This window comes from Pyxidicoccus fallax, from assembly GCF_012933655.1.
In the GTDB taxonomy this organism is placed as follows: Bacteria; Myxococcota; Myxococcia; order Myxococcales; family Myxococcaceae; genus Myxococcus; species Myxococcus fallax.
This window is the reverse complement of the sequence record NZ_JABBJJ010000321.1, coordinates 1-14,702: the sequence shown is the minus strand read 5'-3', so window position 1 is coordinate 14,702 and position 14,702 is coordinate 1. Positions and strand designations below refer to the sequence as shown.

Below are 14,702 nucleotides of genomic sequence, written 5' to 3'. Positions count from 1 at the left end.
GCGGAGGAGGGCGGGGGGACCGCGCGGCCCCCAACACAAGGCCCTGGCAGGGCCTGGACATCCGCACGCCCGGCGGAAAAGTTCTCCCCCTGACGGGGCCGTGCGGCCGACCGGCGCCATGGCTAGATCGAACTGACCCCCCCGCATGAGGAGCGGCACCGTGGACGCGAAGGGCTATCTGCAGGAAGTCGGCGCGCAGGTGAACGCTGACTTCGTCAAGAATCGGTCGATCCTTTCCTTCGAGGAATACCTCTCGCTGTTCTTCAACGACCCGAAGGCCCAGGCGCGCAACGCGGCGCAGTACCTGCGGGACGTGATGGATCACTTCGGCACGGAGACGGTGCCGCACCCGACGGGCACCATCCGGCGCTTCAAGGTGTTCGACACGCCGGGCTCCGAGCGGGACGGCCGGGTGGCGGGCCAGGAGGAGGTGCAGAACGCCATCTACCGGCTGCTCGGCAACTTCGTGCGGGCCGGCCGCATCAACAAGCTCATCCTCCTCCACGGGCCGAACGGGAGCGCCAAGTCCACCATCGTCAACGCCCTCAAGGAGGGCATGGAGGCGTACTCGCGGCTGCCGCAGGGCGCGCTCTACCGCATCGCCTGGGTCTTCCCCTCGGAGAAGCTCGTCAAGGGCTCCATCGGCTTCGGCGAGCGGGACCCGGAGCAGGGGGAGGTGGGCTCGTACGCGCACCTGGACGCGGAGTCCATCGAGCTGCGCATGCCGTGCGAGCTGAGGGACCACCCGCTCTTCGCCGTGCCGCCGGGCGAGCGCAGGAAGCTCTTGGAGTCCGCCCTCAAGAAGAAGGGCCTGGGCACCGGCGACGGGGAGACGGGTGACTTCATCCTCTCCGACTACGTGCGGGACGGCGAGCTGTGCGCCAAGTGCCGGCGCATCTACACCGCGCTGCTCAACTCGTACGGCGGGGACTGGCTGAAGGTCATGCGCCACGTCCAGGTGGAGCGCTTCTACGTCTCGCGCCGCTACCAGGTGGGCACGGTGACGGTGGAGCCGCAGATGAGCGTGGACGCCATGGTCCAGCAGATCACCGCGGACCGCACCCAGCTCAACGTGCCCGCCCCCCTGCACAGCACCGTCCTCTTCGAGCCGCACGGGCCCCTGGTCCACGCCAACCGCGGCCTCATCGAGTACGCGGACCTGCTCAAGCGGCCGCTGGAGGCCTTCAAGTACCTGCTGGGCTTCAGCGAGACGGGCGAGGTGCCGCTGGAGCCGTTCGTCCTCCAGCTGGACGAGGTGCTCATCGCCTCCGCCAACGAGAAGCACCTGGGCGCCTTCAAGGAGCTGCCGGACTTCGCGTCCTTCAAGGGCCGCATCGAGCTGGTGCGCGTGCCCTACCTGCGCCGCTACAAGACGGAGCAGCAGATCTACGACGCGCAGATCACCAGCACCACGGTGGGCAAGCACGTGGCCCCGCACGCCACGGAAGTCGCCGCCATGTGGGCGGTGCTCACCCGCCTGAAGAAGCCCATCCCGGACCGCTACCCCAACGACGTGAAGGAGCTCATCGACCACGTCACGCCGGTGGAGAAGCTGCACCTCTACGAGGAGGGCGCGCCGCCGGACCGGCTGAGCCTGGCCAACACCAAGGAGCTGCGGAAGCTGCGCGAGGAGCTGTTCACCGAGTCGGACGCGTACCCCAACTACGAGGGCCGCTCCGGCGCCAGCGCGCGTGAAATCAAGACGGCGCTCTTCAACGCCGCGCAGAACCCCGACTACAAGTGCCTCAACGCCCTGGCCGTGCTGGAGGAGCTGGAGGCCATCTGCAAGGACAAGAGCGTCTACGAGTTCCTCCTGCAGGAGGTGGTGGACGGCTACCACGACCATGACGCCTTCGTGCGCACGGCCGAGGCCGAGTACCTGGACCGGGTGGACGGCGAGGTCCGCGACTCCATGGGCCTGGTGTCGGAAGGCCAGTACCGCGAGCTGGTGGAGCGCTACATCCAGAGCGTCAGCCACTGGGTGCGCGGCGAGAAGATGCGCAACCGCGTCACCGGTGAGCTGGAGAAGCCGGACGAGCACCGGATGGCGGAGCTGGAGGCCATCGTCATGCCCCGTGGGGAGAACGCCGCGGAGTTCCGCCGCGGCCTCATCTCCAGCATCGGCGCGCACCGGCTGGACAACCCGGACGCGGACATGGACTACCCGCGCATCTTCCCGGACATGTTCAAGCGCCTGAGAGACCACTACTTCGAGGAGCGCAAGCGGGTGCTGCGCAAGAACAAGGAGAACGTCCTCAAGTACCTCTCCGAGGACCGCAACCAGCTCTCCCCGCGCGAGCAGGCGCAGGTGCAGAGCACCCTCAAGACGATGGCGGAGCGCTACGGCTACTGCGAGTCCTGCGCGAAGGACGCCATCCTGTTCCTCATGAAGAAGCGCTACGGGTGAACCGCCCCCATGCGTGAGCGGGCAGGCGGCCGGGGCCCGTCCGGACGCCTGCTTTTCAACGCCGGTGGGAGCCCGGGATGATGGGGGCTGCAAACGAGTCACATCCCCGTCAGCTCGAGCCAATCCTCCCACCGGAGAGTCGATGAGCCGCTTCTTCCTGGGCGTTCCCGCCCTGCTCGCCCTCGTGTCGTGCGCCAGTGCTCCCTCGCAGCAGGCCGCCAGCGCTCCCGCGCCCCAGGCGGCTCCCGTCGTGGAGCGCGTGGTCGTCCGGCAGGAAGCGCCGAGGCCGACGCGCAAGGAGCAGGTGCGGCGCATCCTCCCGCACAACGTGCGGCTGCAGATTGTCGAGGGCGACAAGGCGCGCAGCACGGCGTCCGGCGTGGTGGTGGGCTCCGAGCGCGACGAGAAGGGCGGGGTGGTGGCGTGGGTCGTCACCAACGCGCACGCGGTGGAGATGAGCCGCCTGAAGGACCCCGTCCTGCGCGTGCTGGTGGACCGCCGCGGCGACGTGCTGGAGCACACCGGCGAGGTGGCCGCCGTCGGGCAGGTGCCGGACATGGACCTGGCGCTGGTGCGCGTGGCGGGGCTGGAGTTGCCGGCGGTGCGGCTCGCGGATGACGCGGAGCTGGAGCTGGGCGAGGACGTGGTGGTGGCGGCGTCGCCCTTCGGCCGCGCGCTGTCGCTGTCCGGCGGCATGCTGTCCCAGGTGGAGTGGGACCGCGAGACGAAGCGCCCGAAGATGGTGAAGACGGACGCGCCCATCGGCTATGGCGCCTCCGGTGGTGGCATCTTCAGCCTGGAGACGGGCCGGCTGCTGGCCATCGTGGAGGGCTACCGCACCGCGAAGGTGGACTTCGCCGTGAAGGAGCAGAGCTACAGCTTCGACGTGCCCATGCCCGGCGAGACGTTCGCCGCGCCCAGCGCCAAGGTGCGCCAGTTCCTCCAGTCCAAGGGCTTCGCGCGGCTGCTCCAGCACAGCGCGCCGTCCGAGGGAGGCCTGGCCCAGGCGGCGGGTCGTTGACAGCCACACCCGCGGTGCAGCGGCGGATTTTTTCGAGACGCTCCCGGGTCGGGTTACATCCCCGCCCGGAGGTGTCGCATGTCCGGACGCGTGTCGTGGGATCAGTACTTCATGGACATCGCGAAGCAGGTGGCCACGCGGGCCACGTGTGATCGCAAGCACGTGGGGGCCGTCATCGTGCGGGGCAGGACCATCCTGTCCACCGGCTACAACGGCTCCATCCGCGGGCTGCCGCACTGCGATGACGTGGGCCACATGATGGAGAACGGCCACTGCGTGGCCACCGTCCACGCCGAGGCGAACGCCATCATCCAGGCGGCCACCAACGGCGTCAGCATCGACGGGGCGACCATCTACACCACCGCGAGTCCCTGCTGGCCCTGCTTCAAGCTCATCGCCAACGCGGGCCTCGTCCGCATCGTCTACGGCGAGTTCTACAGGGACCCCCGCATCTTCGAGTTCGCCGCCCGCCTCAAGCTGGAGCTCGTGGGCCTCGGCGAGGCCGCGCGCCCTCCCGCCACCACGGCGTGAATCGTACCTCCGTCCAGTGCCCGACACCGGGCGCGGCGGAGTGATCGCACAGCCTCGGGAAACGTCGTCCGGAAGACACTTGGGAGCCTACGCAAGTGGGCGTCCTATCACGGGAATTTGCCGCTTCCGGCAAGAATTACCGACCCAGGGTTGACGTTCCGGATCGGGCTCCCTAACTCTTGGCTCCGGCAGGGGCGAGGGTGGGGAGGGCGGAAAAAACCCGAGGAGTTTCCGTTGGTTAGCTCGACGGCTGTGTCCAATACTGCACCCTCTGTCCAGGAGGTGTCGGACCCCATGGTGGGCGCTGCCCGCTATGGCGCGGTGACGACGCTGATGGACAGCCTGATGCACGACGTGCGCAACCCGCTCAACGCGCTGGCCATCCACCTGGAGGTCCTCTCCGAGAAGCTGAAGGCGGAGACGGGCCAGGTGCCGCCGTCGCAGGAGAAGAACCTCAAGGCCATGCGCGAGCAGATCCAGCGCGTGGACGGCATCCTCCGTCAGTTCGCCGAGTTCGTGGTCCACCGGCCCGCGGCGCCGGGCGAGACGGACCTGTCCGAGGCCACCACGCGTGCCCTGGCGGTGCTGGCGCACGAGAGCCGCAAGCGCCGGGTGCAGGTGCAGGTGGCGGTGGAGGCCGGGGTCCGCGTGAAGCTGGCGGATCCGTCGGAGCTGGGCTTCTTCCTGACGCAGGCGCTCTTGCGCGCCTTCCGCCGCGCGGACGGAGGCGGATCCGCGCGCGTGCTGGTGAAGGCGGAAGGGGCGTCGGCGGTGCTGGAGGTGGAGGACTCGGGCGCGGCGAGCACCGAGGTCTCTCCGGACGTGGTGGCGGCCCTGGAGCTGCGCGGCGCGCAGCTGGGTGTGGAGTCGCGCATCCACGGCGCTCACTGTCGGCTGGTGTTCCCCCGCGCCTGAGGGCGCTGCTTCCCCCGAGGAAGCACCGGGTTCTTTCTCTTCGGTTTCACACAACTTCGCGTCACGACGCAGTACCGGAGGTCTTCAACTTGGGCAGCGCACGAATCCTGGCCGTGGATGACGAACGCGACACGTGCGAGGCGCTGGCAGAGATGCTCAGCACCTGGGGTCACAAGGTCGAGATCGCATTCGACGGGCACGACGCACTCCGCAAGGCGGGGGAGTTCCGACCGGACGTCGTCCTGTCGGACCTGGCCATGCCGGAGACGGATGGTCTGTGGCTGCTGCGCAACCTGAAGGAGGAACTGCCGGACTGCCCGGTGGTCTTCCTCACGGGGCGCGGCACCATCGACGCCGCGGTGGAGGCCATCCGCGAGGGGGCCTACGACTTCATCGTCAAGCCGCTCGACACCGCGCGGCTCAAGGTCTGCATCGACCGGGCGCTGGAGAAGAAGGAGACCCTGCGCGAGGTGCAGACGCTGCGGCGGCGCCTGAAGCAGATCGGCTCGTCGGATCTCATCGCCCAGTCCGCCGGCATGCGGAAGGTGATTGAACTGGTGGAGAAGGTGGCCCCGTCCAAGGCCAGCGTGTCCATCAGCGGCGAGTCCGGCACGGGCAAGGAGGTGGTGGCGCGCGCCGTCCACAACCTGTCCCTGCGCCGCGACAAGCCCTTCATCGCCATCAACTGTGCGTCCATCCCCCACACGCTCATCGAGTCCGAGCTGTTCGGCCACGAGCGCGGCGCCTTCACCGGCGCGGATCAGCGCCGCCCCGGCGTGTTCGAGATGGCCCACGGCGGCACCCTGTTCCTGGACGAGCTGGGTGAGATTCCCCTCGAGCTGCAGGCGAAGCTGCTCCGCGTGCTGGAAGAGGGCCGGCTGCGGCGGCTGGGCGGCAAGGTGGAGATCGAGGTGGATGTGCGCGTGCTGTGCGCCACCAACCGCGACCTCAAGCAGGAGATCAAGAACGGGCGGTTCCGCGAGGACCTCTACTTCCGCCTCAACGTGTTCCAGATCCACCTGCCGCCCCTGCGCGAGCGCCGGGACGACGTGCCCATCCTCGTGCAGCACTTCGTGGACAAGTTCCGGGGGGACTCCGCCAAGCGCGTCAGCGGCGTGCACCCGGAGGCCATGGAGGTGCTGAAGAACTACGACTGGCCGGGCAACATCCGCGAATTGCGCAACGCGGTGGAGCGCGCGGTGATCCTCTGCGACGGGGAGCTCATCACCCGCGAGCACCTGCCGCCGGACATGGCCGGCAAGGCCCCGGAGCGCCACACCTTCCGGCTGCCCTTCGGGCTCAGCCTGGACGCGGTGGAGCGCGAGTACATCCTCGGCAGCCTCCAGCGGAACGGGAACAACAAGGCCCGGACGGCGGAGGTGCTCGGGGTCAGCGAGAAGACGCTGTACAACAAGCTCAACCGCTACGCGGCCGAGGCCCGCGCGCAGCAGGGCCCGGTGCGCGACGGTGGCCCGCTGGGCGGGCAGGGGAGCGACGGCCCCCTGAGCGCCAGCAGCCTGGTCGCCCGCTGACCTGACGGGTAGGAAATCCCCTCCGGATTCCGCCTGCTTGGCGGGGCTCGGAGGGGGGCCTTCCGGAAGGCCTCCCCGGCCTCGAAACCCCGCGTCAATTCTTGACTTTTGACCTCTGGACGGGGGATTCTGCTGTAATCTCCCACCCACAGGGAGGGCCCGGACGCAGAGGTTCACGCACCGGGCAACTCCGGCGCCTTGTTCTGGCCGTTGCTGGAGAGTGCATCAGTGCCGCCGGGGGGGCACAAGGAAGGCCACAACCCAATGAGCGACGCGCGAGTTCTCCACTTCTTCGGCGGCAAGGGCGGGGTAGGCAAGACCACGCTCGCGGCAGCGTACGCGTTGCGGTTGTCGGAAGACGCCCCGAAGGAACGCGTCCTCCTGGTGTCGTTGGACCCGGTGGGTTCCCTGTCGGACCTGGTGAAGAAGAAGCTCACGGCGAAGCCGACGAAGCTGGTGCCCGGCAAGGGCGAGGGTGGGGTGTACGCCCTGGAAGTCGAGCCGGCCGCGCTGATGAAGCCCTTCCTGTCGAGCTACCTGCCCGCGCTGCAGAAGTCGGCGGCGAAGGGCACGCACTTCTCCGACGAGGACCTGGGCAAGCTCTACCAGCAGGCGGTGCCGGGGCTGGAGGAGCTCGTCGCCCTCTTCCACGTGGTGGATCTGCTGGAGGGCAAGGAGAAGGAGTTCGACCGGATCATCGTGGACGCCTCGCCCACGAGCCACACGCTGCGGCTGTTCGACCTGCCGGTGGGCCTGCGCAAGTTCCTGGGCCTGGTGAAGGCGAACGCGGCGAAGCCGGCGGCCACGGGCAAGGGGAAGAAGGCCGCCGCGGAGGCCGCGGAGCCGGGCTTCCTGGAGGCGCTGGAGCAGAAGGCGGAGAAGCTGCTCGCGCTCCTGAAGGATCCGACGCGCACGGCGTTCCACCTCGTGGCCCTGGCGGAGCCGGTGCCCGAGGCGCAGACGCGCATGCTCTTCGCGCAGCTGCGTGAGCGCGGCGTGCCGGTGACGGAGATCGTCGTCAACCAGGTGGAGGAGCGGGGTGGCTGTCCGGCGTGCCAGGGCCGCCGGGGCCTCCAGGCCCCGCACGTGCGCAAGTTCCAGGCGCTGGATAAAGCTGTCCCGGTGAACCTCTTGGGCAAGCGCGAGGTGGCGCCCCGCGGGCTGGACGGGCTGGGCCTGTTCGCCAAGGCGTGGGCGGGTGGCAAGGAGACGAAGGCGCTGGAGTTCGCCGCGGCCGAAGGGCCCCCGGCGCTGGTCCGCGCGCCGTCCATGCCTCCCATCGCCGCGCCGCCGCTGCCGCCCACGCGGCTCATCTTCTTCGTGGGCCAGGGTGGCGTGGGCAAGAGCTCGTGCGCCGCGGCGGCCGCGGTGACGCTGACGGAGAAGGAGGGGCCGGTGCTCCTCATCTCCACGGATCCGTCGCACTCGCTGTCGGACGTGCTGCAGAGCCGGCTGACGGACACCGAGACGCAGGTGAAGGGCACCAAGGGCCTGTACGCGCGCGAGCTGGACATCGCCGGCTGGTTCAACGCCCTGCGCAAGCGGCTGAAGGAGAAGGCGGAGAAGGCCTTCGAGGGCGCGCCCAAGGCGGGCAGCGAGGTTCCGGCGGATCTGCTCTACCTGCGCAACCTGCTGGAGTGCGCGCCCCCGGGCATCGACGAGCTGGCGGCGCTGTCCTGCCTCACCGACGCGCTGGTGCAGGAGCGCTTCAAGCGCATCGTGGTGGACTCGGCGCCGGTGGTGACGGCGGTGCGCGTGGTGGAGCTGGCGGAGACGGCCAAGACGTGGCTGGGCGCGCTGCACACCGTGCTGAACAAGCACCGCGCCAAGGGCCTGGGCGAGCTGGCGGACGACATCGCCGCGATGATCAAGCACGTGAAGCGCTTCGAGGAGGCGCTGGCCTCCCCGAGCGAGGCGCGCTTCGTCGTCGTCACGCGCGGCGAGGAGCTGGCCGCGGCCCGCACCGAGGGGCTGGTGGAGTACCTCAAGGAGAAGAAGCTCCCGGTGGAGCGCGTGCTCGTCAACCGCGTGGGCCCCAAGTCCACGTGCGAGAAGTGCGAGAACCGCCGCAAGCTGGAGCTCAACGCGGCCAAGGCCATCGAGAAGAAGCTGGGCCTGCCCGTCACCATGGCGCCGGCGCTCGGCCGTCACCCGGCGGGCCTGCGCGAGCTGAAGGCGTTCCGCACCGCGTGGTATGCGCTGTCTCCGCCCGCGGCGAAGATCAAGGCCGCCTGAGAAAAGAGGGGGCCCGCCGCCCGCGTGCCTCCAACCCCGGTACTGCCCCCAGAAGCAACTGCCACCCCGCTGCCCCCGACGCGCAAGATGACGTGCCGCGTCGTGGGCGCCAAGGGCTGGCCGCTCGCCTCCCCGTGTAAGCGTGCGGCCCCCGTCACCCCGAGTGACGTGGGGCCATCACTGGTGGCCGGGGTGTCTCAGGCATCGCACTCGGAGGGTGCGTCGGTGAACGTGCCCAGCTCGGGGAAGGTGAGGGCGCCCTTCTCCGTCAGCGTCCCCACCAGCGGCGCGCGGCCCGGCAGCCGCAGCTCCACCGCGCGGCCCCGCACGGTGTAGGTGCCCGCCACCTCCTTCGGGCGGGGGACGCCGTCCGTGCCGACCTCCTTCGTCCAGAGCACGACGCGCCTGGCGGAGGGGAAGCGCAGGCCCTGGGTGGTGCCGTAGACGCCCACGCCGGGGCCGAACCAGGACACGGCGCGCAGCAGGTGTGGCACGTCCGCCTCGCGCTCCGGCGAGCGGCCCAGCAGGCGCTGCCAGCCGAGCGTGTCGCGGATGGGGTCCAAGTCCCGGTCCACCCTGGCCCGGGCGAGCCGGCGGGCGTCCAGCTTCACCGACTGGGTGAGGTGCTCGACGATGACGTCCCGGTGGGCGCTGTACTCGCAGACCTTGCCCTGCTTGCGCAGCACGCCCAGGGTGGCGGCGACGTTGTAGCGGGCGAGCGCATAGTCCGGGGCTTCTCGGGCAGCCTCCTGGAACTTCTCCAGGGCCTCGGGATAGCGGCCGGCCTGGTAGAGGCGGAAGCCCTCGGTGTTCCGCGCCTTGGCGGAAGGGGCGGGGACGGCGGTGGAAAGGGCCAGGACGAGCAGCGGAAGGGCGGAGAGCATGTACCCCCGACGAAGGGAAGAACCTGTCGATTCTACGCGGTGCGTAACCTCTTGCGCGTTGAAAGCCGCCTTACGCTGGTGTTAGTCCCGCGCCATGGCAACCAGTACCAGCTATGCGCTCGACTTCGAGCGTCCCCTCATCGAGCTGGAAAAGAAGATTGAAGAGCTGAAGGTGCTGTCCACCGGAGGCTCGGCGGACTTCACGTCGGAGATCGCCAAGCTCGAGAAGAAGGCGAAGAAACTCCAGGCGGAGATCTTCAGCGACCTGACGCGGTGGCAGGTGGTGCAGCTGTCGCGGCACCCGAACCGCCCGTACTTCCTGGACTACGTCCAGCACCTCTTCACGGACTTCGTGGAGCTGTGCGGCGACCGGCACTTCGGCGAGGACCCGTCCATTGTCGGCGGCTTCGCGCGCTTCGACGGCAAGCCGGTGATGGTGATTGGCCACCAGAAGGGCCGAGGCACCAAGGAGAACATGACGCGCAACTTCGGCATGCCGCGCCCGGAGGGCTACCGCAAGGCCCGCCGGCTGATGGAGCTGGCCGAGCGCTTCGAGAAGCCCATCCTCACCTTCGTGGACACGCCGGGTGCGTACCCGGGCATCGGCGCGGAGGAGCGCGGGCAGGCGGAGGCCATCGCCGTCAATCTGGAGGTGATGAGCCGCCTGCGTGTGCCCATCGTCTCCACCGTGGTGGGCGAGGGCGGCTCCGGCGGCGCGCTGGCCATCGGCGTGGGCAACCGCGTGCTGATGCTTCAGAACAGCGTCTACTCGGTCATCACCCCGGAGGGCTGCGCCTCCATCCTCTTCCGCGACGCCTCCAAGGCGGACAAGGCGGCGGACGCGATGAAGCCCACGGCCAAGGACCTGCTGGAGATGAAGATCGTCGACGAGGTGGTGGCCGAGCCTCCGGGCGGCGCGCACCGCGATGCGGCGAAGACGGCCGAGGCCGTGGGCAAGGTGCTCCGCAAGCACTTGAGCCAGCTGGCCGAGCTGTCGCCCGATGAACTGGTGAAGGACCGGTACGCGAAGTTCCGCGCGTACGGCGTGTTCTCCGGACGCTGACGACATTACTCCTGGGGCTTCATGCGACCTCTCGTTCCTTCCTACGTCGAGACCCTCAAGCCCTACGTGCCGGGCAAGCCCATTGAAGAGACCGAGCGCGAGTTCGGCCTCAAGGGCGTCATCAAGCTGGCCTCGAACGAAAACCCGCTCGGGCCCTCGCCCCGGGCGGTGGAGGCCATGCGCACGGCCGCCGCGGCGACGCACCTGTACCCCGACGCGACGTCCTTCCACCTGGTGCGCCGGCTGGCCACGCACGTGGGCGTGCGTCCGGAGGAAGTCGTGCTGGGCAGCGGCTCCAACGAGCTCATCGAGCTGCTCATCCGCACCTTCACCACGCCGGAGGACGAACTCCTCCTGTGCAAGGGCTCGTTCTCCGCGTACCGCATCTCCGCGCAGGCGCACGGGCGCCCCTTCGTGGAGGTGCCCATGCGCGAGGGCTACCAGTACGACCTGGAGGCCATGGCCCGCGCGGTGACTCCGCGCACGCGGATGGTGTTCCTGGCCAACCCGGACAACCCCACGGGCACGGCGTTCGGGCGCAAGGCGCTGGAGGCCTTCCTGGCCGCGGTGCCGCCCGACGTCATGGTGGTGCACGACGAGGCCTACTTCGAGTTCGTGGAGTGGCCCGAGTACGCCAGCGCGGTGGAGCTGTTCCGGAAGCATCCCAACCTCGTGGCGCTGCGCACCTTCAGCAAGATTCACGGGCTGGCCGGCGTGCGCCTGGGCTACGGCGTCATGGACGCGAAGCTGGCGGGGTACATCCACCGCACGCGCATGCCCTTCAACCTGACGGTGGTGGCGCAGGCGGGCGGCATGGCCGCGCTGGAGGACGCCGAGCACGTGCGGCGCACGCGCGACACCAACCGCCAGGGGCTGCGCTACTTCGGCGAGGAGCTGCCCAAGCTGGGCGCGACGCTCACGCACAGCCACGCCAACTTCGTGTTCGCGGACTTCCACCGCTCGGGCGTGGAGCTGTACGACCTGCTGCTGCGCAAGGGCGTCATCGTGCGGCCGTTCGCGAACCAGGGGTTCCCCACCTGCCTGCGCATCTCTGTGGGAACGCCCGCGGAGAACGAGCGGTGCGTGAAGGCCCTGCGGGAGATCTTCGCATGAGCGCGCGTCCCTTCATCGTCGCCATCGACGGACCGGCGGGCGCGGGCAAGTCGTCCGTGTCCAAGCTGCTGGCCCGGAGGATGGGCTTCGCGCTGGTGGACACCGGCGCCATCTACCGCTGCGTGGCGCTGATGGCCCGGCGCGAGGGCATCGCCTTCGACGATGACGCGCGCCTGGGCGAGCTGCTGGGCCGCGTGCACATCCACTTCCAGGTGGTGGGCGAGGAGAACCGCGTCTTCCTCGGTGGGGAGGACGTGTCGTCGGACATCCGCACGCCGGAGAACTCCATGGCGGCGTCGCAGGTGTCCAGCCGCCCGGTGGTGCGCTCGGGGCTCTTGCAGCTGCAGCGGCGGCTGGCGCTGGAGGCGGGGAAGGGCGCCATCCTGGAGGGCCGCGACATCGGCACGGTGGTGTTCCCGGACGCGGACGTGAAGTTCTTCCTGGAGGCCAATCCCGAGGTGCGCGCGCGGCGCCGCTACGAGGAGCTGTTCCAGAAGGGCGTGGAGAGCTCGCTGGAGGAGGTGCTCGCGGACCAGCTGAAGCGCGACCGGGACGACGCCGCCCGCGCCGTGGCGCCGCTGAAGGCCGCGGACGACGCCATCCGCATGGACTCCAGCGTCATCCCCCTGTCCGAGGTGGTGCACAAGCTGGAGGCGGAAATCCTCCGCCGCATGGCGGCGAGGAAGTAGGCCGGCCTCCGCGGTGTGGCGGCAGGAGCCTCGGCCGCCTCGTGGCGCGCAGGGAGGGCCGGTTCGCCTGTTCCCGCGGTGCGACGGCGGGAGACCGGAATCCTCGGACGCACGGCGTGCTGTGCCGCCTGTTCCCGTCGTGCAGCGGTAGAGGCGCGCTCGCGTCCTCCGCCGCATGACGATGCCCGGACAGACGCGTCAGAAGGTCACGCCTTCCTTCGCGGGAGTGGGCACGGTGAGCGACAGCCGGAGCGGCTCGGTGCCGTTGCCGTAGAACGCGTGGTAGAGGAACAGGTCCGCCACCACCTGCTTCACGTAGGCGCGCGTCTCCTTGAAGGGGATGGTCTCCACGAAGAGGTCCAGCGGCAGCGTGCCGCGCTCCTGGGCCCACTTCACCGCCGGGCCCGGACCCGCGTTGTAGGCCGCCGCCGCGAGCACCGGGTGCCCGAAGCGCTCCATCAGCCGCGACAGGTACCAGGCGCCGTAGCGGATGTTTCGCTCGGGCGAGAAGAGGTCCGCGGGCGCGGGCGCGGGCTCCGCCAGCCGCTGGGCGATGGCGCTGGCCGTGGGTGGGATGATCTGCATCAGCCCGCGCGCGTCCGCCGCGCTCATCACCTCCGGCCGGAAGGCGCTCTCGCGCCGCATGATGGCCCACACGAGGAACGGGTCCACCTTGTGCAGCGTCGCCGCGCCCTGCACCGCGTTGGCGAAGGCGCGCGGGTAGAAGGCCGCCAGCGCGTCCGGCTCGCGCGCGCCGAAGGCCCGGCCCCACAGGTGCCGCGCCGCCACCGCGTGCGCGTGGCCGTACTCGCCCAGTTGCAGCAGCGCGTGCGTGAAGGGCAGCGCCTGGTCCGCCGAGCGCACCCGCGCCGCCTGCGCCTCCACCTCGTCCGCCGCGTCGCGGAACAGGCCCGCGCGCGTCAGCTCCACGGCCAGCTCCAGCTGCGGCGGGCGCGGCAGCTCGAGCTGCTTCGGAGGCTGCGGGAAGTGCGCGGGCGGCTTGCGGCCCAGGGCCTTCAGCCGCTCGTTGGCCATCAGCGCGTAGAAGGACGCCGGCGCGGAGGTGATGAGCGCCTCGTACGCCGGGCCCACCACGTCCGCCTTCGCGCCCTCCAGCTCGCGGCTGCGCGCCACCCAGTAGCGCGCCTGGGGCACCATGGTGCTGCGCGGGAAGGCATCCACCAGCGCCTCCAGCGTCTCGCGCGCCTTCGCGTACTCCTCCAGCCGCAGGTGCGCGAGCGCGCGGAACCACAGCCCCTCGTCCCGGCGCCGCGAGCGGGGGTAGCGCTGGTCGAAGGCGCTGAAGGCCTTCACCGCGTCCGCGAAGCGGCCACCCTGCAGGTCCAGCCAGCCCGCGAAGAAGGCCCCCTCGTCGCCCGCGGGCTGCGAGGGGTACTTCACGTCCAGCGCCGCCATCAGCGCCCGGGCCTTGTCGTTGTCGTCGGAGCGCAGCGCCCGCCGCGCCACGAGGAGCGCCGCCTGGGCGGCCACGTCCGGCGGGCCCTTCTCCGCCATCGCCAGCGCCTTGCGCGCGTCCTCGTCCTGCTTCAGCGCGAAGAAGGCCCGGGCCCGCAGCAGCGCCACCGCCGCCGGCTGCCCCTTGGCCAGCTTCACGCCCTCCAGCGCCTCCAGCTCCTCCAGCGCCCGCCGCGGGGCCCCCGCGTCCAGGAAGCCGTCCGCCCGGCGCGTGCGCTCGGCGAAGCCCCACTTCACCGCGGGCTTCTTCCCCGAGGTGAGCCACGTCACCGCCTCGTCCGCGTAGGGATGGGTGGGATGGCGCAGCGCCACCGTCAGGAGGTCCGCCACCTGGCCGGCGCGGTTGCCGGACGCGCCCCGCGCGAGGCCACGCTGGTAGACGAGCTCCGGGGTGGGCATGGCCTTCGCGGCCGCCTCCAGCACGGCCGAGGCCTCCTTCGCCTTGCCGGCCTTCAGGAGCGACTCGCCCAGCCGCGCGCGGGCCCGGGCCGCCAGCTCCACCGGGGGCTCGGACTCCAGCACCCTCGCGAAATCGGCGGCGGCGCCCACCGCGTCACCCGCGTAGAAGCGCGCCTGCCCCAGGTAGAAGGCGTGGAAGGGCGCCAACAGGGGCGGAGGTGGGTGCGTGGACAGCACGTCCCTCGCCTCGGCCGCCTGGCCATCGGACAGCGCCAGCGTGCCCGCCAGCAAAGCTAATCGGCCCGCGTCGGGGCACTTCTTCGCCTCGCAGGCAGCCAGTTCATCCCGCGCCAGGCCCGCCGCCTCCGGCTTGTGGAGGCGGACGGCCTCCAGCGTCGCTGGCGACTGCCCCAGGGCCACCCCCGCCACCATCCCCG

The 14,702-nt window shown here is 70.3% G+C and carries 11 protein-coding genes; 9 read left to right on the top strand and 2 right to left on the bottom strand.

Translation table 11 applies throughout. The features are described 5' to 3' along the window. Positions 1-160 precede the first annotated feature (160 nt). The 6 genes from HG543_RS42285 (at position 161) to HG543_RS42260 (ending at position 8,641) form a co-directional block, all read left to right on the top strand. Positions 161-2,407 carry a serine protein kinase PrkA gene (locus HG543_RS42285; RefSeq protein WP_169350619.1) on the top strand — a complete coding sequence of 749 codons (2,247 nt, stop codon included), beginning with the start codon at positions 161-163 and terminating at the stop codon, positions 2,405-2,407. A 142-nt stretch (positions 2,408-2,549) separates the two neighbouring features. Then, on the top strand, positions 2,550-3,428 hold the full coding sequence (locus HG543_RS42280; protein WP_169350618.1) for a S1 family peptidase: 879 nt from the start codon (positions 2,550-2,552) through the stop codon (positions 3,426-3,428). A gap of 78 nt (positions 3,429-3,506) precedes the next feature. Then, positions 3,507-3,959 carry a deoxycytidylate deaminase gene (locus HG543_RS42275; protein WP_169350617.1) on the top strand — a complete coding sequence of 151 codons (453 nt, stop codon included), beginning with the start codon at positions 3,507-3,509 and terminating at the stop codon, positions 3,957-3,959. Positions 3,960-4,253: 294 nt separating this feature from the next. Next, positions 4,254-4,874 carry a histidine kinase dimerization/phospho-acceptor domain-containing protein gene (locus HG543_RS42270; protein ID WP_246357693.1) on the top strand — a complete coding sequence of 207 codons (621 nt, stop codon included), beginning with the start codon at positions 4,254-4,256 and terminating at the stop codon, positions 4,872-4,874. A gap of 89 nt (positions 4,875-4,963) precedes the next feature. Then, on the top strand, positions 4,964-6,406 hold the full coding sequence (gene nla6, locus HG543_RS42265) for an enhancer binding protein Nla6 (protein ID WP_169350615.1): 1,443 nt from the start codon (positions 4,964-4,966) through the stop codon (positions 6,404-6,406). A gap of 264 nt (positions 6,407-6,670) precedes the next feature. Next, a complete protein-coding gene (locus HG543_RS42260) occupies positions 6,671-8,641 on the top strand; it encodes an ArsA family ATPase (RefSeq protein WP_169350614.1) in 1,971 nt (656 codons plus the stop codon). Positions 8,642-8,838: 197 nt separating this feature from the next. Here HG543_RS42260 and HG543_RS42255 read toward each other — a convergent pair whose 3' ends face one another. Further along, entirely contained in the window at positions 8,839-9,525 is a 687-nt protein-coding gene (locus HG543_RS42255; protein ID WP_171818244.1) for a tetratricopeptide repeat protein, read from the bottom strand. 94 nt (positions 9,526-9,619) lie between these two features. Between HG543_RS42255 and HG543_RS42250 the strand changes: the two genes are divergently transcribed. From HG543_RS42250 to cmk, 3 genes are read left to right on the top strand one after another with little or no spacing between them, the layout of a single operon-like run. After that, positions 9,620-10,588 (top strand): acetyl-CoA carboxylase carboxyltransferase subunit alpha, encoded by a 969-nt coding sequence (locus HG543_RS42250; RefSeq protein ID WP_169350613.1) that lies wholly within the window; start codon positions 9,620-9,622, stop codon positions 10,586-10,588. Positions 10,589-10,609: 21 nt separating this feature from the next. Beyond that, positions 10,610-11,701: a histidinol-phosphate transaminase gene (gene hisC / locus HG543_RS42245; RefSeq protein WP_169350612.1), complete on the top strand. Its 1,092-nt coding sequence runs from the start codon at positions 10,610-10,612 to the stop codon at positions 11,699-11,701. Continuing rightward, a complete protein-coding gene (cmk, locus tag HG543_RS42240) occupies positions 11,698-12,390 on the top strand; it encodes a (d)CMP kinase (protein ID WP_169350611.1) in 693 nt (230 codons plus the stop codon). Before hisC ends, cmk begins: the two co-directional genes overlap by 4 nt. Positions 12,391-12,588: 198 nt before the next feature. On the opposite strand, the gene HG543_RS42235 is transcribed toward cmk, so the two are convergent. Continuing rightward, on the bottom strand, positions 12,589-14,702 hold a 2,114-nt coding region (locus HG543_RS42235; RefSeq protein ID WP_246357692.1), incomplete at its 5' end, for a transglycosylase SLT domain-containing protein.